Below are 18,665 nucleotides of genomic sequence, written 5' to 3'. Positions count from 1 at the left end.
TTAGATTTTTTTATATTAAATATAAATTTAATTTTTAGTATACAATATTTCTAATCTTAACTTCTTATCTCCTGAATTTTTATTACCATAAAAAGTTAATCGGAAAGGTTCATAAGCTCTTGTCGTCTTTGAATAGCCTAAATATTCGTTACTGTTGGTAGAACGGGTTATAAAATTACCCATTTCTACAAGTATTTCATCATTAGGTTTATTTTTTTCTACAATATCTTTGATTTGTTTGGTAACGTTCAGTGTATAATATTGGGGATTAGTTTCAAAATCGTACTTTGGATTAAAGAAATAACCCGCTAGACCGGAATAAAAAGTTAAATCAGGCAAAAACTTCCTTTGTGTATAATTATATCCGTATATATAATCAGGTTTTGACTGTACGTTTCCTGTAAGATAAAATTTCAATTTTGCTCCTGTAATAGCCCAATTGTGATTTTGAACCGAATCTTTTATAGCTTCTAATTGTGAATCATCTAATTTAAGATGAATGGAAGGCCCTCCCATACCTTGTAAAAATAAAATGGATTCACCTGACAGCTTATCCGGATTCTGCATTTGCTGCTTAAATTGGGAACTGGCAGTATTACGATTATAAAAGTTATATTCTCCTACCATTGAATTATAGGCCGAATTCATGGTAAATGAATAAGTTGCAGGTGTAAAATTATCTGATGATTGATCTTTATATCTATAATAAGCAATTAAGGTCATTTTGCTTACCGGGAAATTGAACATGAATTTAGAATTTTCATCGACCGGTTGTATTTTAATTCCTTTAAAATACTGAATAAATCGTGAATTATCACTAATATCTGCGCTTCCTTTTTTACTGAAAAAATATTGGTAGAAATAATCGGGATCTAATTTTATTCTATATCCGGCAGCAGTAGGTTCTGAAATAACTTTTCCATCACTTGTTTTTACCGATATACTGGTCAATGAATCACCTAACAGTGCATTTCCTAATTTATCGCCAACATCAACTGTTTTATTGGAATAAAACTTAGAAGAGGTTGATTCCAAAAATGTATTAATCCTATTTACATTAACTTCCATGGAATTACCTGCTTTACCTAAATAGGAAGCTAATGTATATTTTTTAACGTATTTTATAGTATCGACACCACTGGTACTTCCGGGATTTAAAATGATTTTCTTTTCTTTGTAAGAAGAGGAATTGAATGCCGGATTGAGGCTTAACACAACAGAATCGACTTGTTGGATAGTCCCTTTGATTTCATCGGCTGTACTTAGTCTTACTTGAATATTAAAAGAGGCTTTTGATTTCCCAAAAGTATTATCTTCATAAATACCGATTAATCCACTTCCTAGAGTGTTATAATCTGCTCGAATAGTATCGTTGTTAGAAATATTATACGCAACCAGATCAACAAATGTTTTATTTCCTTCTAATTTATCAGGTATTAGGTTAGCTCCAATATCTGTTGTATCGTTTTCACAACTTAATAAAAAAAAGGTTGAAAGTAAAGTTAGAGCTAATAACTTTACTTGAGACTTAAATATTTTCATAGTTGTTTTACTCTTGGATCTTTATTTCGCTGGTGACGTGATAAATTTCTTTGACATCTTCATTTTGAATAAAATCAAATTTAGGATTGCTTGATTGTTTAAACATGTCTTCCAATTCGTCAATTAAAACTTCTTCGCCTTTTACAATAGTGTCGGATCCTTTCATGGCTTCTTTGATAATACTTACGTATTTGTTATCAGTTAAGTAATTTAATTTACTTGTATCTATATTATCAAATTCCAAAATATCTTTAAGATTATTGCTAAAAATCCCGTTACTTCCTTGGTTATAAACCGATGTGATCACTTTTATATCACTGAAGAATGCATCATTAGCATAATTTGTTTTCAAATAAATTGGTAAAAAGCTGGCCATCCATCCATGTAAATGAATGATATCGGGTATCCAATTTAATTTTTTTATTGTTTCTAAAACCCCTTTGGTAAAGAAAACAGCCCTTTCATCATTATCTTCAAACCATTCATTTGCTTCATCTTTATAGGGAGATTTTCTTTTGAAATATTCATGATTTTCAATGAAATAAACTTGCATCCTTTCTCCCGGAAGTGAAGCTACTTTAATAACCAATGGCTGATCTAGGTCATTTATAATCAAATTCATACCTGATAGCCTGATTACCTCGTGAAGCTGAAATCTTCTTTCATTTATTTGCCCGAATCTAGGCATAAAGATTCTAACATCATTTCCTTGTGCAAACATTTGTTTGGCTAAATTGTAAACTCCTGATGAAATCGGATTTTCGTCAAAGTATGGTACTAATTCTGAAGTAACGTGAAGTATTCTTTTTGAACTCATTATAAATTGAAGGCTGATTATAATTTAACAAAGTTACAAAAAATTAATCAAACTGTAGTAAGTTTGCATTTTAAACCATGACATTCGTCATTTAAATCTAAAGTATGTTATTATTAAAAACCAGAAATGAATTATTTGATTTCATTCAATATATCCACGCTAAAAAATTAACTTTAGGATTTGTTCCTACTATGGGTGCACTTCACGAAGGCCACCTTTCTCTTTTTAAAAAAGCTATTGAAGATAATCAATATACTATAGGCAGCATTTTTGTAAATCCTACGCAATTTAATAATCAAGCGGATTTGATTAAATACCCTCGCACGGTAGAAGCAGACATTGCAAAATTGGAAATTATCGGTTGCGACGCATTATACTTACCAAGCGTTGAAGATTTATACCCAAATGGATTGGAATGTGAATCAATAGATATGAATGGATTGGATGTTGTTATGGAAGGAGCTTTTCGCCCAGGTCATTTCCAAGGTATGGCAACGGTTGTAAAGCGTTTGTTATTACAAGTTCAGCCTACCAGAGCCTATTTTGGTGAAAAGGATTTTCAACAGTTACAAATTATTCGCCAAATGGTCAAAACCTTACAATTGCCTGTCGAGATTTTAGGAATGCCAATCATTCGTGAATCCAACGGTTTAGCTATGAGTTCGCGTAATATGAGGCTTACTGAGGAATTTAAGAAAAAATCATTATTTATATATCAATCATTACTTAAAGCTAAAGAATTATCATCCCATTATGCTCCTGAAAATGTGATTTGCAAAATTGAAAAATTGTATCTCAATTCAGATTTAAAATTGGAATATTTTACTATAACTGAAGAAGAATCACTACAAACGACTCAGTCTTTTGACCCCTCTAAACACTATAGGGCTTTTATAGCAGTCTATGCCGGAGACATCCGTTTGATAGATAATATTCAAATAAGATAAAGAGTAAAATAAATTATATCATTACAGACCATTAAAAAACTATTACAGTATTTATTTTTAAATTATAAATACTTAACCTTTATTTAAATAATATTTATCTTACAATCTTAACTATTTATTTAAATTATAATATATTAAATATAAATTTATTATATTTATGTTTAATTGTTACATTTTTTTAACTATTTATATTTTAACTATTTTTAAGTTTTTTGATTTTGGAGATTATACGATTAATTATTATTTTGGTCTGAATAATACATTGAATTCATGAATAAAAAATTAAAAAATACCCTTACGGTTTGTATATCTGTTATAATTGCCGGTGGACTAATGTATTTAGTTTCTATAAGCTTAGGTGGTGATTTTATAGAAAAAACCATATCAACCGCAAAAAAAGCAAACTATTTTTGGATAAGCATGGCTGCTATCTTCGGTTTAGGGGCTTATTGGATCAGAGCTGTCCGATGGAATTTACTTTTAGAACCCATGGGCTATAAAATTAAAAATTCAAATGCTTTATGGGCTCTTTCCTTTGGGTATTTTTTAAACTTAGGAATTCCAAGAATGGGAGAAATAGGAAGAGCAACTGCTTTACAAACCGTTGAAAAAGTACCTTTTACCAATTCTTTTGGTACAATCGTTACTGAAAGAATTATTGACTTATTTTTTATGTTATTTTTTATTCTTTTAGCTTTAGTTTTTAATTATTCAACATTACTGTCTTTTTTTGAATTACTAAGTAAGAATAAAACGAATAACCCTGATGAAAAAAATTACACACTTTATATTTCTATACTTGTCGTAATTTTATTATGCTGTATTCTAATGTACATATTCAGAAAAAAATTGCTTCAATTATCAATTATTAAAAAAATAGTATTTTTCATAAAAGGAATTATTGACGGTTTAGTTTCAGTTTTTAAATTAAAACAAAGAGTGAAGTTTATTTTATTGTCCTTCGGAATATGGATATGTTATTTTTTTGCTTCTTATCTTGTAGTATTTGCCTTGCCAGAAACTTCTTCTCTACCTGTCCAAACAGGCTTTTATATTTTAGCTGTAGGAACTTTAGGCATGTTAGTACCTGCCTCGGGAGGCATAGGTGCTTTTCACCTTGCAATGATGATCGGGTTTTCGGCTTTATATTTACAATCCGGAAAATCTCTAGATGAAGGCAAAGATATTGGCTATTCTTATGCAATACTTGCTCACAGTTTACAAATGGTGTTAATGATTATAATGGGAATCATTTCAATAATTATGCTCACAAGGAATAAAGAAAAAACAATAATTTAAAATTAAAAAAGTGATAAACTTTTTAATTATAACAAATTAGTTATATTATATAAAAAATAAAAAAGCTGTTCGTTTTGAACAGCTTTTATTTTGATTTATATAGAATACTATAGATTCTAAATTAATTTCGAAAACTTTATGAATATTAGTTTTCTGATTCGTCATCTGCAGAAGCAGCCTTAACATTTCGAGATGTTTTCACAGCTGCAATTACAGTATTAGCCGGATGCAATATTTGGTAATCTTTTAATTCAACTTTAGATACTTCAAATTTATTACCAACATCTAGAGAAGTTACATCTATAACAATCTCATCCGGTAAATTTGCAGGAAGGGCTTTAACTCTAAGTTTTCTTAAGTTAACACGTAATACACCTCCTCTAACTACTCCTTTTGCTCTACCGGTTATTACTACAGGTACTTCCATAGTAACATATTTTTCCGGATTTATTTGATAAAAATCAGCATGGATTATCTTATCTGTTACCGGATGAAATTGTAGATCTTGCAAAATAGCATCTATTTTTTCTCCATCTATTTCCAAAGTAACTGTGTGTGCTTCAGGAGTATAAACTAAATCAGTAAAGCTTCTTTCTTTAGTAGAAAAATGGATTACATTTTTTTCTCCATAAACAACACAAGGAACTTTTTCAGCATTACGTAAGGCTTTTGAAGAATTTTTACCTACGCTTTCTCTTTTTTCTCCTTGAATTGTAATTGATTTCATATAATATTTACATTATAAATTTTTTACTTATTGATTCTCTGTTATGTACCAAGTTCATCACTTCTCCAAACAAAGGGGCGCAAGATAACACTTTTATTTTACTTACCAAAGTATTTTTTAAAGGAATTGAATCAGTTACAATCACTTCCTCCAATTTAGAATCGTTGATTCTATCATAAGCAGCACCTGAAAAAATAGCATGTGTTGCCATGGCTCGTACACTGGTTGCTCCTGCATCCATTAATATATCAGCCGCTTTAGTTAAAGTCCCTGCAGTATCAATCATATCGTCTACTAAAATCACATTCCTTCCTCTAACATCTCCGATTAAAGTCATAAAATCGACATTATTGGCTTTTTTTCTTTCCTTATAACAAATAACCACATCAGCATCTAAATATCCCGCATAGGTTCTTGCTCTTTTTGCTCCTCCCATATCCGGAGATGCAATGGTTAAGTTGTCTAGATTTAGTGATTTAACATAATTAATAAATATTGCAGACGCAAATAGATGATCAACCGGAATTTCGAAAAATCCTTGAATTTGATCAGCATGTAAATCCATAGTCATAACACGCGTTGCACCGGCAGCAGTCAATAAATTGGCTACCAATTTTGCTCCAATCGGAACACGAGGTTTATCTTTTCTGTCTTGACGCGCTAAACCAAAATAAGGAATTACTGCTGTTATCTTATCTGCAGATGCTCTTTTGGCTGCATCTATCATTAACAACATTTCCATCAAATTATCTGCCGGTGGAAATGTTGACCCTATAATAAAGACTCTGGAACCTCTTACCGATTCTTCTAAACAGGGTTGGTATTCACCATCACTAAAATCAAAGAAACTCATTTTCCCTAGGGGCATTCCATAACTTTGTGATATTTTTTCTGCTAAAGAAACACTTTCTCTAGTCGAGAAAATATGGACTGGTTGAATCATTTATATGTGTTAAAAATATTTTCTGAAAACGAGTACTGCAAATTTATGATTTTTTTAATCATACCATAATAAAACTGAACAAAATTTGTTCAGTTTTATTAAATATTTACTTTATCTTTAAGGAAACTTAACTGCTTGATATAGATTAGGATTAACGGAAGGAAGATTCGATTTAAATTTAAAGTTTATAATTTTAATAAATTCATTAGCTATAATGGCATACCCTCTTCCGGTTGGATGTATACCATCTAATGAAAAAAATCCTCCTGTTATAAATTCATTGGTATAACTTACTCCGTTGTAAAGAATACCTTCTTTTGTTTTTAAATTTTTAATTAGTGAATTTGTATCTGTGATTGCCAGATTATACTGTTTTGCTACAGTTTCAATGCTCTCATTAAATGCTTGAGTTGCTTCTTTGATGGTTAGAATCTCCTTATCGGTCAAAACATATTGATCCTCTATAGGTTTTGAAGTTCCTCCACCCGTTTTTAAAATGGAAGATACCGACAATAGAAATAAATCTTTTGAGGTAGACATCCTTATAGAAGGAAGTCCCATCGCATCTAAATTTGTTAAATTCTTATCTATTATTACTGCTCCATTAGCTTTATCTTCAATAAAAACAATTTTTCTACTTGCGGCTTCTTCTTCTGTAATTAAATTTTTTGCTTTTGCTTGATCCAAACCGGAATTATACTTTTGATAGGAAGCATTTAAATTTTTTATTTGCTGCGGTGTAAATTGATTGGCTTTAAAAGGTAAGGACGAAACTTTATTGAAAAAAGGAAAATCGGTAACGTCCGGAATTGTAGCTACCACTCCTTTTGCCGAATTTGAGGTAAGTGTTTGTACCAATGTACTATAAGCATTCTGAAAAGTTGAAATATCTGTAATCACAGCCGATCCATCTCCTCCGGAAGTGGCATAGCTTAAAATATCATTAATTCCAATCCATAAAGAAAAAAAGGTAGGATTTTGTTCCATTACATCTTCTACCACCATTGCATTGGGCTTAGAAGCAAATCGTACAAAATAAGGATTGGATTTTTTGGAAGCTAAATGAGTCGGATTTCCATATCCCGCCGCAAGCAAATGAAATGATTTAGCTCCCGGTATACCCATATTTTGATATCCATCTTTTGAATATATATTTGCCAGTGTAGTTGTTCCTACGCCCGCACTGGTAACCGGAGCAAGAGAACCCTCGGCTACAACCAATATTTTTTTATTATCCACTTTCGCATTTGGAATTCCTCCTAATTCATCTGCCATAAAAGGAATATTAAATCTTTGGCAGCCTGAACGCTTCATTTGCTCGGCAATCATTAACGGAAAGGATTCCTTTTGTCCTGATATATACAGTGCATTATCTCTAAAACCTGCAGTAAACGAATCTCCTAAGGCTATATATTTAGAAAAATTTGCATCTCCCGAACTAAATACCTTATTTATATCTTCATTAAAGTCATTATTGCATGAAAGGAAAAAAATAAACATTCCTAACCAAAGCATTAGTATATTCTTACTCATATTTTGTGTTTTAAAAAGGATTCCAAGCTAATCCCAGCCCGAACATAAAGCTATGCATCTTGACATCTCCTTTGAAATTATAAAATTTATTAACTACTTTTCTTGAATTACCTGCATAATACATTCCTGTCATATCAAGCATTAATTTATCTTTTAAGAATTTATAACCAATACCTCCTGTAATGGCATTATTATCTGTACTTGGCATTTCCGGACTCCAATAGTCTTTACTGATCGGTGAAGGATCGTAGTAGTATCCTAAACGAACATCCAACTTATCAGATACGGAATATTCTGAACCCACTCTAAATGTATGAGTGTTATGTAAATTTTTAGGCGATGTGGATATCGTTGGATTGTTGGGATCATTGCCTACCTTATTTTGATTGAAATCAATTGTCAAAGCTTTGTATTTATTCCATCCAGAAATATTCAAATCGGTAGAAATCGTCCATTGAGGTAAAAGCCTATAGGTTAATCCCAGCGTGATTTCAGAGGTAAGGGGTAACTTTGCATTAAATCGGTCATTTTCCGTAGGAAATGACTCACTTCCCACTAATGATTTTGGAAGGTAGAACCGGGCTTTTCCGTTGACCGCATGAATATCGATATTGGAACGATAGGCTATACTGACATCCAAATTTTTAATCGGTCTGATATACATACCTACATTATACCCATTACCGGTTGCATTTTTATCAACCAGTTTCATTCTCCCGTCTATTGAAGATATAGCTTTTTGCAGATTAACGCTTCCTAAAGCATATATATATCCGGCACCCACGCTAAACCAATCATTTAGACGATAAGCTACTGTTGGTTGAAAGAAATACGACCGGATAGTTATTTTAGTAATTAAATCTTTACCTTCCCAATTTTGTCCCCAATCGACGCTGCTGCCGAAAGGAGTAGTAAAGCTAAAAGCAACGGATAGTTTATCAGTGGCTTTGTAGGCAATATTAAACAGAGAAGGCGTACTTACCGGATTATCTGTTTTTGTTTTATATAAAGTAGGTTTATTTTGAAAATCAGCTTTTCCCATTATTATGAAAGTTCCCGCTGCAATGCTTAATTTTGAGGGTATAAATGATATACCTGCCGGATTGAAGAAAGCAACACTTGCATCTCTGGTGTGGGCACTGGTATGTGCCATAGCTGCTTGTCTCGCTCCTTGAAGTGAAACTCTAAACCCTCCTCCTTGCATTATAATAGATGTCATAATAAAGAACATAAATACTGCTTTTCTCATCATTATAAATGTCATAGTGTAGCAAAACTATAGGATTTTTACGAAATTAATAAATTTCTATACGTTCAATTTTTAATTTGATAACATACCTTAAGTTTTTATTTTATCCCTATTACACAAATCTTTTGGTATCTAGTCTATTAAATAATTTTTGATTTTATTTAGATTAAATACAAATAATTCATATATTTGCTTGAGAATATTAAAAAGGTGTTTAGTTATAAAATCATGCTTACCCATAAATCCCTTTCATTTTTAAAACCAGCACAACAAGCAAAAGTTATAGGATTTTCTGAAGAAGATATACCCACTAAGATTTTAGAAATGGGAATAGTTCCCGGTGTTTTTGTTAAATTAAAACGTCAGGCTCCTTGGAATGGTCCTCTTTTTATTGAATACGGTAAAGAGAAAAGCACGGTAATGTTGCGTAAGGAAGAAGCAGATTGTATATTGATTGAAATGCAATAGAAAAAAACAATGAGTATTAAAACTATTGCTCTCATAGGAAATCCAAATGCCGGAAAAACAACACTTTTTAATCAACTAAGCGGATTACATCAAAAAACCGGAAATTATCCGGGTATTACCGTTGAAAAAAAAGAAGGTAAGTTTACTTATAATAATACTGACTATAGGTTAATTGACCTTCCCGGGATATACAGTCTTTGTCCTTCTTCTGCTGATGAAGAGGTGGTACTATCAATTCTTGCCAATCCTGATAATTCTTACTATCCTGATATTATTGTAGTAGTAGCCGATGTTCATAATATGAAAAGAAGTTTATTTCTGTATGAACAAATCAAAGATTTAAAAATTCCTACTATTTTAGTTATTAATCAGATTGACAATATTGAAAAAGAAGGAATTCTAATTAGAGATAAAAATTTGGCCGATTATTTTTCTACTCCTGTAGTACTTGTTAGTTCCAGAAAAGGTAAAGGTATTGATGAATTAAAAGAAATTATAAATAATGGCTTTGTCAATGAATCGTTTGAAACTTTTCAATATCCTAAAGAATTTGAACAACCGGTAAGAGAATTATCCGATAGGTTTAAAATTGATGATTATCTCGCTTGGCTTTTCTTGGCTCAAACAAAAATGAACAACATCCCGAGTGCGTATCGTGAAAATGTATCGGAAATTATAAATAAGTATAAGTTGATTCCTAAAAGGCTTCAACTTAAAGAAACTATTTTAAGGCATCGCCAAATTGATGATCTTGTAGAAAAAGTTGTCTATAAAGACCCAAACTATCAGACTTTCACGAACAAATTCGATAAAATTGCAACACATCATTTTTGGGGATATTTTTTATTTTTTTCAATCCTATTTTTAATTTTTCAAGCTTTATTTTTTTTGTCAGGTTATCCTCAAGATTGGATTGAAACTCTTTTTTCCAATACTAGTGAAATTCTCGAAGCTTATTTACCGAACGGACCACTATCGGAGCTCATTACGCAAGGTATAATTCCCGGAATTAGTGGAGTTGCTGTATTTGTCCCTCAAATTGCAATTTTATTTTTCTTTCTGTTGATTATGGAAGAAAGCGGTTATATGGCTAGAGTTGTATTTTTGATGGATCGATGGTTCCGACCTGTTGGACTAAACGGGAAAAGTGTTGTTCCTTTATTATCCGGTGCCGCTTGTGCTATTCCTGCAATAATGTCGGCACGAAATATTGAAAATTCAAAGGAACGATTAATTACAATTTTGGTTACACCATTTATAACTTGCTCGGCTCGCCTTCCGGTATATTCCATCATCATCGCTTTAGTAATTCCTAAAGGAAATGGAATCTTTAATTTACAGGGTATTGTTATGATGATTATGTATTTATTGGGAGTCATAATGGTTTTTATAAGTGCATCCATTGCCAACAAATTAATAAAATCTAACTATAAAAGCTATCTTATTTTGGATATGCCGAATTATAAAGTTCCTTTTTGGAGAAATGTATTTTACGGTTTATTTGAAAAATCATTAAGCTTTATAGCTAATGCCGGTAAAATCATCATTGCTGTCAGTGTCATACTTTGGGCATTAGGAAAATTTGGAAAGACAGCCGAAAATGGTAAAACAAATTATCTGGCAGATGTTCCTTTAGAAAATTCTTATTTAGGAAATTTCGGAAAAGTAATTGAACCGGTTTTTAAACCTTTAGGGTATGACTGGAAAATTGATATTGGTATTCTTTCTTCATTTGCTGCCAGAGAGGTTTTTGTCGGAACCATTGCTTCCATATACAGTTTGGAAGATGATGGCAGTGAAAATCTTAAATTAAAAGAATTAATGAGAAAGGATATAAACCATAATACGATGAAGCCTACATTTAATTTAGCGACAGGTATTTCCATTTTATTATTTTATGCTTTTGCCATGCAATGCGTCAGTACCTTGGCTGTTGTTAGAAAAGAAACGAATTCGTGGAGATGGCCGGCTATTCAATTATTTTTTATGACGGGCATAGCCTATTTAGTCGCTTTACTTGCTTATCAGCTCTTAAAATAAATTTTAAATATTATTTACGAACTTATCTACTACTAAATCATTATATAAATTAATTAAATCCAAAATTTAGGATATTTTCTTTTTTTGCTCAGATTGTTGAATAGTAATGCAATAATCACCAACACGATTGCTCCCGACAAAACCGGATTTATTAGAAAGTCCCACTTTACTCCTCCGGTAATAATAATAAGCGGATCTGCACCTGCCGGCGGATGTGTAGTCTTCGTTATTTGCATAACAAATATAGCTAATCCTACTCCCAGTGATAGGGAATACCATTCATTTTTTAGTACCATCGATACAATTAAACCCATAATTGAAGATAAAATATGTCCACCAATAATATTTCTAGGTTGAGACAGTGGACTTTCAGGTACACCAAATGCCAATACACAGGTTGCGCCGAAAGGTGCCATAATAAAAGGAATTGAGGTTGATTTTGTTAATAAGGCTATACACATAATTGCTATGCATCCTCCAATTCCCGATAAAATTGAAAAATTAAAATTAACTTTAAGAGGACTTCGTTCTCTACTTATAAATTTTGAGAGATATTTTTTACTATTCATTTCATTAAATTTTTGATGTTATTTTTTGTTTTCTCTATAAGATTCTGTGTTCTATATACTTGACTATCGATCATACATGCTTCAAAAAACATATAAATAATGAAGGCGTCGTTTTCCTCACCTATTATATCAATAAAAAAATTCTGCAGTTCTGTTTTATGTTTTTGTATCACACTTAAAATGCGAACATTATCCAGTTGTATTTCTGATAGCATGTTCAAAAAGCAACAACCACGAAAATTTTCTTTTTCATTCATTTGTTCTAAATAATCAAAAGCTGATAGTACTTTTCCTTTCGGGGTTGTTTTTTCTTCAGTAAAATGTTTTAATCCTTCAAACCAGATTTTATGACGTACTTCTAAATATTCCAGAGCTAAATTTTCTTTTGATTTAAAATGTTGATAAAAACTGGCTTTTGCAACCTTGGCTTTTTCAATGATTTCATTGATTCCTGTAGCATTGTATCCTTGCTGATGAAATAATTGTGATGCTACGTACACTATTCTTTCTCTGGGAGGCTTATTTTTTAATTCCATTCAACAAAGATAAAATAAATTTTCAAATATAGACATACTTGTCTGTATATTTTTGTTAAATATATTAATACCAAAGTTTACTCTCTTTTATAAAATATATAAACCAGCATAATAATAACGTATTTAGTTACTCTGCTTTATTACTCCTATACCAAATAGATATGTAATCCAATAAATTAATTATAATTATTAATTCATCCAGCAATATCTATATAGAAGCTCAAATATTTATCTTAATTAGAAATTGTGCTTTAATACTACTACTAAAACAGCATTAATATGATTTATAATAAAAACCATTAGCATAAAATATTATATTTTGTAAATTAGCGCATATTTAATAATTTAAGATGATATTTAAAAAAATTAACTCTGTAAAAAATGCCTACAAATCTCCTCTGCTCATTAAAGGATTATATGATTATTGTACTACTTTAAATCCTGATAATGAAATTATTTACAAAGATATTTCCAAATATAATTATCGAGAATTCAAAAAACGAGTTCAACGATATGCCAATATGTTAAGAAATCTTGGGATAGACGGAGGCGAAACCATTGCCGTAATGGATTATGACAGTCATCGATATCTCGAATCTTATTTTGCTATTCCTATGACCGGAAATGTTCTTCATATGATTAATTGGAGATTGTCAGCTGAACAAATTCATTATACTATTAATCATGCTGAAGATTTAGTTATTATTGCTCATGCAGATTTTCTTCCTATTTTGGAAAAATTTGCAGGAGATATGCCATCTTTAAAATATTTAATCATTTGTAAAGATGATGATGCTATAATAACTTCTGAAAATTTAAGTATTACCGGAGAATACGAACAATTGATGGCTGAAGCTTCTGATTCATATGAATTCGAAGAATTTGATGAAGATGCGGTTGCCACAACATTTTATACTACAGGTACAACGGGCAATCCTAAAGGCGTATATTTTACCCATAGACAATTGGTGCTTCATACCTACAATACGGCAGCAAGTTTTGGATTTTCCGGTTCAATTGCGTGTCGTTTAAATTCCAATGATGTGTATTTACCGTTAACACCGATGTTTCATGTTCATGCATGGGGATTTCCTTATCTTGCAACCACCTTTTCATTAAAGCAAATATATCCCGGAAAATTTAATTTAACCGGATTTATTGATATTTTCACAAAAGAAAAACCAACTTTCTCTCATTGTGTACCTACTATTTTGCAAATGATTTTAGAGAGCAATGAAACTAAAGATATTGATTTTAACGGATGGAAAGTTATTATTGGTGGAGCTTCTTTAACCAAAAAGTTAGCAAAAAATGCTCTTGAAAAAAATATTGATATCATGTCGGGATACGGGATGTCCGAAACTTGTCCAATTATAACGTTAACTCATATAGATCCTAAATATAAAAATTTAGATATAGATGAACAATCTGAAATGAGAATCAGAACCGGAACTCCTGTTCTATTTACAACCATAAAAATTATTAACGAACAAGGAGACCATGTACAAAATAATGATGTAGAACAAGGGGAAATCATTATTCGAGCGCCTTGGCTTACTCAAGGTTATTTTAAAGACGAAGAAAGAGGAAACGAATTATGGAATGAACAATATTTACATACAGGAGACGTAGCTACCATAAATTCCAATAATTCTATAAATATTACAGATAGAATAAAAGATATTATCAAAAGTGGAGGTGAGTGGATTTCTTCTGTTCAATTAGAAAATATTATTACCGGACATGAATCTGTGGCTGAAACCGCCGTAATTGGAATTCCGGACGAAAAATGGAGTGAAAAGCCTTGTGCATTTATCGTTTTAAAACCGAATATGACGTTAACTCATGATGAATTAAAAGATTATTTAAAACAATATACGGAATCCGGAATATTGAGTAAATGGGCTATACCTCAAAATATAAAATTTGTTTCAGAAATCCCAAAAACCAGTGTGGGAAAATTAAATAAAAAACTAATCAGACAACAATTTGTAGAAAATTTATAAGTGTTTAAAAATCTATTTTTTTAGTAAAATAAAAAGGTTAATAAATGGTAATTATTAACCTTTTTATTTTTAATCTTTACTGTTTAAAGATGCTTACCAAACTTTTTGATTAAGCATAAGTATACCATAAGGTTTTTTTATTCATTGTATTAAACTAAAATTAGATTAAATATTTGTTTTACTGAGGTAAGTATTGTTATATTTGATACAAATCAATAGTTATCATGCAAAAAATAAAAGTACTTAATCCGGTTGTTGAAATGGACGGAGATGAAATGACAAGAATTATATGGAAGTTCATTAAGGACAAACTCATTCTCCCCTATTTAGATATAGATCTGAAATACTTTGATTTAGGTATTGAAAACAGAGATAAAACTAACGATCAAGTTACTATAGACTCTGCAGAAGCAACTAAAAAATATAATGTTGCCGTAAAATGTGCTACTATTACTCCTGATGAAGCTCGTGTTAAAGAATTTAACTTAAAAAAAATGTGGAAATCGCCTAATGGCACCATTCGTAATATTGTTGGAGGAACAGTTTTTAGGGAACCTATTATTATGAATAACGTTCCGAGATACGTGCAAGGATGGATGCAACCTATTGTAATTGGCCGCCATGCTTTTGGAGACCAATATAAAGCAACGGATGTGGTAATTAATGGCCCCGGTAAATTAACTATGACTTTTACTCCTGAAAACGGTGAACCTCAAACTTGGGAAGTATTTGATTTTAAAGATGACGGAGTTGCAATGTCCATGTACAACACCGATGAATCTATTGAAGGGTTTGCGCATTCTTCATTTCAAATGGCATTAACCAAAAAATGGCCTTTATATCTGTCCACTAAAAATACCATTTTAAAAGCTTATGACGGAAGATTTAAAGATATCTTTCAGAAAATATATGAAGATCATTATCAATCTAAATTTGAAGAACTGGGAATTACTTATGAACATCGTCTAATCGATGACATGGTAGCTTGTGCCATGAAATGGAACGGAGGCTTTGTATGGGCGTGTAAAAATTATGATGGTGACGTGCAGTCAGACACTGTTGCTCAAGGTTTTGGTTCTTTAGGCTTGATGACTTCTGTTTTGGTAACGCCTGATGGCAAAACCGTTGAAGCAGAGGCGGCTCATGGTACTGTTACCCGACATTATAGATTATATCAAGAAGGTAAAGAAACTTCTACTAATCCCATAGCTTCTATCTTTGCATGGACCAGAGGCTTAATGCACCGTGGTAAATTAGATCATACTCCGGATGTTGTCAATTTTGCAGAAACGCTGGAAAAGGTTTGTATTGAAACTGTTGAAGGAGGTAAAATGACCAAAGACCTTGCTTTATTAGTAAAAGGTAAACAAATGACCAGAGAAGATTATCTTAATACTGAAGATTTTCTAGATGCTATTGACAAAGGGTTAAAAAATAAATTAGTTAAATAATTAAGTATTTTTAATCTGTCACAAAAATATATTTATCTTATTAATCAACTACTTGTGTGACTAAATATTAACATATTTTTTTAATATGAAGAATTTCATATTTTTTTGCTGTGTATTCTTGATTATTTAGAAATAAAATTGTAATTTTGCAACTCAAATTTTTAGAGAAATGAAAAAAGACATTCATCCGGATAACTATAGATTAGTTGTTTTTAAAGATATGAGCAACGACGAGGTATTTTTATGTAAATCTACTGCAGAAACAAAAGATACAATTGAATATGAAGGAGTAGAATATCCTTTAGTTAAGATGGAGATTTCAAGTTCTTCTCACCCTTTTTATACAGGAAAAGTTAAATTGGTTGATACTGCAGGTAGAGTTGATAAATTCTTTAACAAATACAAAAATTATAAAAAGTAATATAGTAATACTATTATAAAAATTAAATATACCCATAGTAGTAATACCATGGGTATATTTTTTTATCTTTTTGGCATAAATATTGATGGAAAGAATAGTAATTTAGGTTTCTGCCTTAAAAAAACAACATATTATGAATGCTAAAATTTTAATTTTATTAGTAATAATGACCTTTTCTTCTATATTTGGTTATTCTCAAGAAAAATATAAATATAGAGAAGAAATACAATCTACCAATGAAAAAGTACAGAAAGTGGAAGCTCTGATTCAACAAGAATTTGGCTCTGCTTCTTCGCCCGGAATTTGGACTTCAAATAATCCTGATTATGGTCTTATGATCAGAACAAAAGGGAATACATTTACCATAAGTGCCTGGCAAATTTCTGATAATACAGATATAAAGGCAAGAATTGAAAAACTTATGTCCAAAGTAAAATCTGAACTGTAAAAAAATTTTATATACCAAACTTTAAAACTTCAGTAATGACTTACTGGAGTTTTTTTAACTTAAAATTTGACCAATGAAATTAGATATATTAGCCATAGGCGCCCATCCTGATGATGTTGAACTCGGTTGTGGAGGAACTCTGGCCAAAATGATTTCTGAAAATAAAAAAGTGGGAATATTAGATCTGACGGAAGGTGAATTAGGGACAAGGGGAACAGCTCTTACCAGAAAATCCGAAGCCGAAGAGGCCGGTAAAATACTTTCGATTGCTTATCGTGAAAACTTAAAATTCAGAGATGGTTTTTTTAAAAATGATGATACTCATCAAATCGAATTAATTAAAGTAATAAGAAAATATAAACCGGATATTGTTTTAGCTAACGCGGTAAATGATAGACACCCTGATCATGGAAAAGCTGCTAAGCTTGTTTATGATGCCTGTTTTCTCTCCGGATTATTAAAAATACAAACAAGTTATAACGGGGTAACACAAGATAAATGGAGACCTAAACATATATTCAATTACATTCAATGGAATGAAGAAAAACCGGATTTTATAATCGATATATCTCATTTTTTAGATAAAAAACTAGAAGCTTGTATGGCCTATAAAACCCAGTTTTATGATCCGAATTCATTGGAACCTAATACTCCTATTACCTCCATTAATTTTAAAAAAAGTATTATATACAGAGCTGAAAATTTGGGTAGATTAATAGGCTGTGATGCGGGAGAAGGCTTTACTTCTCAAAAATGGATTGGTCTGAAAGATTTTGAAAATTTTGTTTGATAATATGAAATCTATTCCTATATTTGCATTCCCAAAACGGTGGCCATAGCTCAGTTGGTTAGAGCGTCGGATTGTGGTTCCGAAGGTCGTGGGTTCGAGACCCATTGGCCACCCTAAGCTCCAAAGCATTCCTACAAAAGCTTTGGAGCTTTTTTAATAAACTACTTCAAGTGTATAATTACATAAAACGGCAATGTATACGGCAATGTAATTATTACAAAAATCACTAAATTTCGTTTGTGCTTTTCAAATATAAGGGTTTGTCAACCAAACTAGAAATCAAAATAAAAAAATTTATATTATATCTTTTTTATTAAAGATTAATATAATATTGCTAAGTAACATTTAGATGAAAATATTATAAATATTTTAAATTAATTAGCTTAATCATTATGTTCTTTTTCAAAGCTACTCTAATTAATATTAATATTATATTGATTTAATTATAACATACTACTAATGAAATTACAAAATATTTTTATATACTTAAATAATTATTACATTAGTTATTATTGAATACAATCATATTAACTTATTTTATCATTAATTTTTCTAATCATTAATTAACTTATATAGTAATTAAACAATCCCATTAACTTCTTACTTTAGTTTAAATAATAAAATAGTTTAAATATCATTATTTTTATATGTTATTGATATAGTTATTATATAACAATTAAAATATTTAAATCATTTTTTAATTTTACAAAATATAAATGTCGGATTATTATAATATCAAATAATAATTTTATAATAATTTATTTATTAAGAAATCTTATGTATTGATTAATATATATTTTCTATTTATTATGTAATATTAAAAATATCAATATTATAATTTTACTATATTTAAATTCAAAAATTAATAAAATTTATTAT

At 30.7% G+C, this 18,665-nt stretch carries 17 protein-coding genes and 1 tRNA gene; 10 read left to right on the top strand and 8 right to left on the bottom strand.

The window, feature by feature from the left end; genetic code table 11:
• Positions 1-27: 27 nt before the first annotated feature.
• Both GYM72_RS02675 and GYM72_RS02670 read right to left on the bottom strand, forming a co-directional pair.
• A complete protein-coding gene (locus tag GYM72_RS02675) occupies positions 28-1,542 on the bottom strand; it encodes a DUF4270 family protein (protein ID WP_220264615.1) in 1,515 nt (504 codons plus the stop codon).
• A 7-nt stretch (positions 1,543-1,549) separates the two neighbouring features.
• Positions 1,550-2,359, bottom strand: coding sequence for a glycogen/starch synthase (locus tag GYM72_RS02670; RefSeq protein ID WP_160543046.1), 810 nt, complete (start codon positions 2,357-2,359; stop codon positions 1,550-1,552).
• Between the two features lie 104 nt (positions 2,360-2,463).
• On the opposite strand from GYM72_RS02670, the gene panC reads away from it, so the two are divergent.
• Together panC and GYM72_RS02660 are read left to right on the top strand one after the other, a co-directional pair.
• Positions 2,464-3,306, top strand: a complete 843-nt coding sequence (panC, locus tag GYM72_RS02665; protein WP_220264614.1) for a pantoate--beta-alanine ligase — start codon at positions 2,464-2,466, stop codon at positions 3,304-3,306.
• 270 nt (positions 3,307-3,576) lie between these two features.
• Complete coding sequence (locus tag GYM72_RS02660) at positions 3,577-4,605, top strand: lysylphosphatidylglycerol synthase transmembrane domain-containing protein (protein ID WP_220264613.1); 1,029 nt, start codon at positions 3,577-3,579, stop codon at positions 4,603-4,605.
• Between the two features lie 145 nt (positions 4,606-4,750).
• Here GYM72_RS02660 and GYM72_RS02655 read toward each other — a convergent pair whose 3' ends face one another.
• The 4 genes from GYM72_RS02655 to GYM72_RS02640 form a co-directional block, all read right to left on the bottom strand.
• Positions 4,751-5,332 (bottom strand): 50S ribosomal protein L25/general stress protein Ctc, encoded by a 582-nt coding sequence (locus GYM72_RS02655; protein WP_105296945.1) that lies wholly within the window; start codon positions 5,330-5,332, stop codon positions 4,751-4,753.
• Positions 5,333-5,339: 7 nt separating this feature from the next.
• The gene (locus GYM72_RS02650) at positions 5,340-6,275 is read right to left on the bottom strand and encodes a ribose-phosphate pyrophosphokinase (protein ID WP_105296944.1); all 936 of its coding nucleotides are present in this window, start codon (positions 6,273-6,275) and stop codon (positions 5,340-5,342) included.
• Between the two features lie 117 nt (positions 6,276-6,392).
• Complete coding sequence (locus GYM72_RS02645; RefSeq protein WP_220264612.1) at positions 6,393-7,808, bottom strand: SGNH/GDSL hydrolase family protein; 1,416 nt, start codon at positions 7,806-7,808, stop codon at positions 6,393-6,395.
• Positions 7,809-7,818: 10 nt separating this feature from the next.
• A complete protein-coding gene (locus tag GYM72_RS02640; RefSeq protein ID WP_255571542.1) occupies positions 7,819-9,027 on the bottom strand; it encodes an OmpP1/FadL family transporter in 1,209 nt (402 codons plus the stop codon).
• A gap of 258 nt (positions 9,028-9,285) precedes the next feature.
• On the opposite strand from GYM72_RS02640, the gene GYM72_RS02635 reads away from it, so the two are divergent.
• Together GYM72_RS02635 and feoB are read left to right on the top strand one after the other, a co-directional pair.
• Positions 9,286-9,525: a FeoA family protein gene (locus GYM72_RS02635; protein ID WP_105296941.1), complete on the top strand. Its 240-nt coding sequence runs from the start codon at positions 9,286-9,288 to the stop codon at positions 9,523-9,525.
• Between the two features lie 9 nt (positions 9,526-9,534).
• Positions 9,535-11,565, top strand: a complete 2,031-nt coding sequence (gene feoB / locus GYM72_RS02630) for a ferrous iron transport protein B (RefSeq protein ID WP_220264610.1) — start codon at positions 9,535-9,537, stop codon at positions 11,563-11,565.
• 53 nt (positions 11,566-11,618) lie between these two features.
• On the opposite strand, the gene GYM72_RS02625 is transcribed toward feoB, so the two are convergent.
• Together GYM72_RS02625 and GYM72_RS02620 are read right to left on the bottom strand one after the other, a co-directional pair.
• Positions 11,619-12,134 (bottom strand): HPP family protein, encoded by a 516-nt coding sequence (locus GYM72_RS02625; protein WP_220264609.1) that lies wholly within the window; start codon positions 12,132-12,134, stop codon positions 11,619-11,621.
• Entirely contained in the window at positions 12,131-12,670 is a 540-nt protein-coding gene (locus tag GYM72_RS02620; protein ID WP_220264608.1) for a TetR/AcrR family transcriptional regulator, read from the bottom strand. The genes GYM72_RS02625 and GYM72_RS02620 overlap by 4 nt, the downstream gene beginning before the upstream one ends.
• 350 nt (positions 12,671-13,020) lie before the next feature.
• Between GYM72_RS02620 and GYM72_RS02615 the strand changes: the two genes are divergently transcribed.
• The 6 genes from GYM72_RS02615 to GYM72_RS02590 all read left to right on the top strand — a co-directional run bounded on the left by GYM72_RS02615 (position 13,021) and on the right by GYM72_RS02590 (position 17,899).
• On the top strand, positions 13,021-14,676 hold the full coding sequence (locus GYM72_RS02615; protein ID WP_220264607.1) for a fatty acid--CoA ligase: 1,656 nt from the start codon (positions 13,021-13,023) through the stop codon (positions 14,674-14,676).
• A gap of 224 nt (positions 14,677-14,900) precedes the next feature.
• Positions 14,901-16,127, top strand: a complete 1,227-nt coding sequence (locus GYM72_RS02610; RefSeq protein WP_220264606.1) for an isocitrate dehydrogenase (NADP(+)) — start codon at positions 14,901-14,903, stop codon at positions 16,125-16,127.
• A 169-nt stretch (positions 16,128-16,296) separates the two neighbouring features.
• Entirely contained in the window at positions 16,297-16,548 is a 252-nt protein-coding gene (locus tag GYM72_RS02605; protein WP_105296935.1) for a type B 50S ribosomal protein L31, read from the top strand.
• Between the two features lie 133 nt (positions 16,549-16,681).
• Positions 16,682-16,996 carry a hypothetical protein gene (locus tag GYM72_RS02600; RefSeq protein WP_160557852.1) on the top strand — a complete coding sequence of 105 codons (315 nt, stop codon included), beginning with the start codon at positions 16,682-16,684 and terminating at the stop codon, positions 16,994-16,996.
• A gap of 73 nt (positions 16,997-17,069) precedes the next feature.
• Entirely contained in the window at positions 17,070-17,786 is a 717-nt protein-coding gene (gene bshB1 / locus GYM72_RS02595; RefSeq protein ID WP_220264605.1) for a bacillithiol biosynthesis deacetylase BshB1, read from the top strand.
• Between the two features lie 39 nt (positions 17,787-17,825).
• A tRNA-His gene (locus GYM72_RS02590) sits at positions 17,826-17,899 on the top strand.
• Positions 17,900-18,665: the final 766 nt, after the last annotated feature.

The sequence above is a fragment of the Apibacter sp. ESL0404 genome (assembly GCF_019469245.1).
In the GTDB taxonomy this organism is placed as follows: Bacteria; Bacteroidota; Bacteroidia; order Flavobacteriales; family Weeksellaceae; genus Apibacter.
The sequence above is the reverse complement of the archived record's forward strand: the minus strand, read 5'-3'. Positions and strand labels throughout refer to the sequence as shown.

Coding starts and splice junctions, on each gene's coding strand:
- GYM72_RS02650 (WP_105296944.1), bottom strand. CDS start 6,275: ATGATTCAACCAGTCCATATTTTCTCGACTAGAGAAAGTGTTTCTTTA.
- GYM72_RS02660 (WP_220264613.1), top strand. CDS start 3,577: ATGAATAAAAAATTAAAAAATACCCTTACGGTTTGTATATCTGTTATA.
- GYM72_RS02625 (WP_220264609.1), bottom strand. CDS start 12,134: ATGAATAGTAAAAAATATCTCTCAAAATTTATAAGTAGAGAACGAAGT.
- GYM72_RS02640 (WP_255571542.1), bottom strand. CDS start 9,027: ATGACATCTATTATAATGCAAGGAGGAGGGTTTAGAGTTTCACTTCAA.
- GYM72_RS02600 (WP_160557852.1), top strand. CDS start 16,682: ATGAATGCTAAAATTTTAATTTTATTAGTAATAATGACCTTTTCTTCT.
- GYM72_RS02610 (WP_220264606.1), top strand. CDS start 14,901: ATGCAAAAAATAAAAGTACTTAATCCGGTTGTTGAAATGGACGGAGAT.
- GYM72_RS02615 (WP_220264607.1), top strand. CDS start 13,021: ATGATATTTAAAAAAATTAACTCTGTAAAAAATGCCTACAAATCTCCT.
- GYM72_RS02635 (WP_105296941.1), top strand. CDS start 9,286: ATGCTTACCCATAAATCCCTTTCATTTTTAAAACCAGCACAACAAGCA.
- GYM72_RS02645 (WP_220264612.1), bottom strand. CDS start 7,808: ATGAGTAAGAATATACTAATGCTTTGGTTAGGAATGTTTATTTTTTTC.
- bshB1 (WP_220264605.1), top strand. CDS start 17,070: ATGAAATTAGATATATTAGCCATAGGCGCCCATCCTGATGATGTTGAA.
- feoB (WP_220264610.1), top strand. CDS start 9,535: ATGAGTATTAAAACTATTGCTCTCATAGGAAATCCAAATGCCGGAAAA.
- GYM72_RS02620 (WP_220264608.1), bottom strand. CDS start 12,670: ATGGAATTAAAAAATAAGCCTCCCAGAGAAAGAATAGTGTACGTAGCA.
- GYM72_RS02605 (WP_105296935.1), top strand. CDS start 16,297: ATGAAAAAAGACATTCATCCGGATAACTATAGATTAGTTGTTTTTAAA.
- panC (WP_220264614.1), top strand. CDS start 2,464: ATGTTATTATTAAAAACCAGAAATGAATTATTTGATTTCATTCAATAT.
- GYM72_RS02675 (WP_220264615.1), bottom strand. CDS start 1,542: ATGAAAATATTTAAGTCTCAAGTAAAGTTATTAGCTCTAACTTTACTT.
- GYM72_RS02670 (WP_160543046.1), bottom strand. CDS start 2,359: ATGAGTTCAAAAAGAATACTTCACGTTACTTCAGAATTAGTACCATAC.
- GYM72_RS02655 (WP_105296945.1), bottom strand. CDS start 5,332: ATGAAATCAATTACAATTCAAGGAGAAAAAAGAGAAAGCGTAGGTAAA.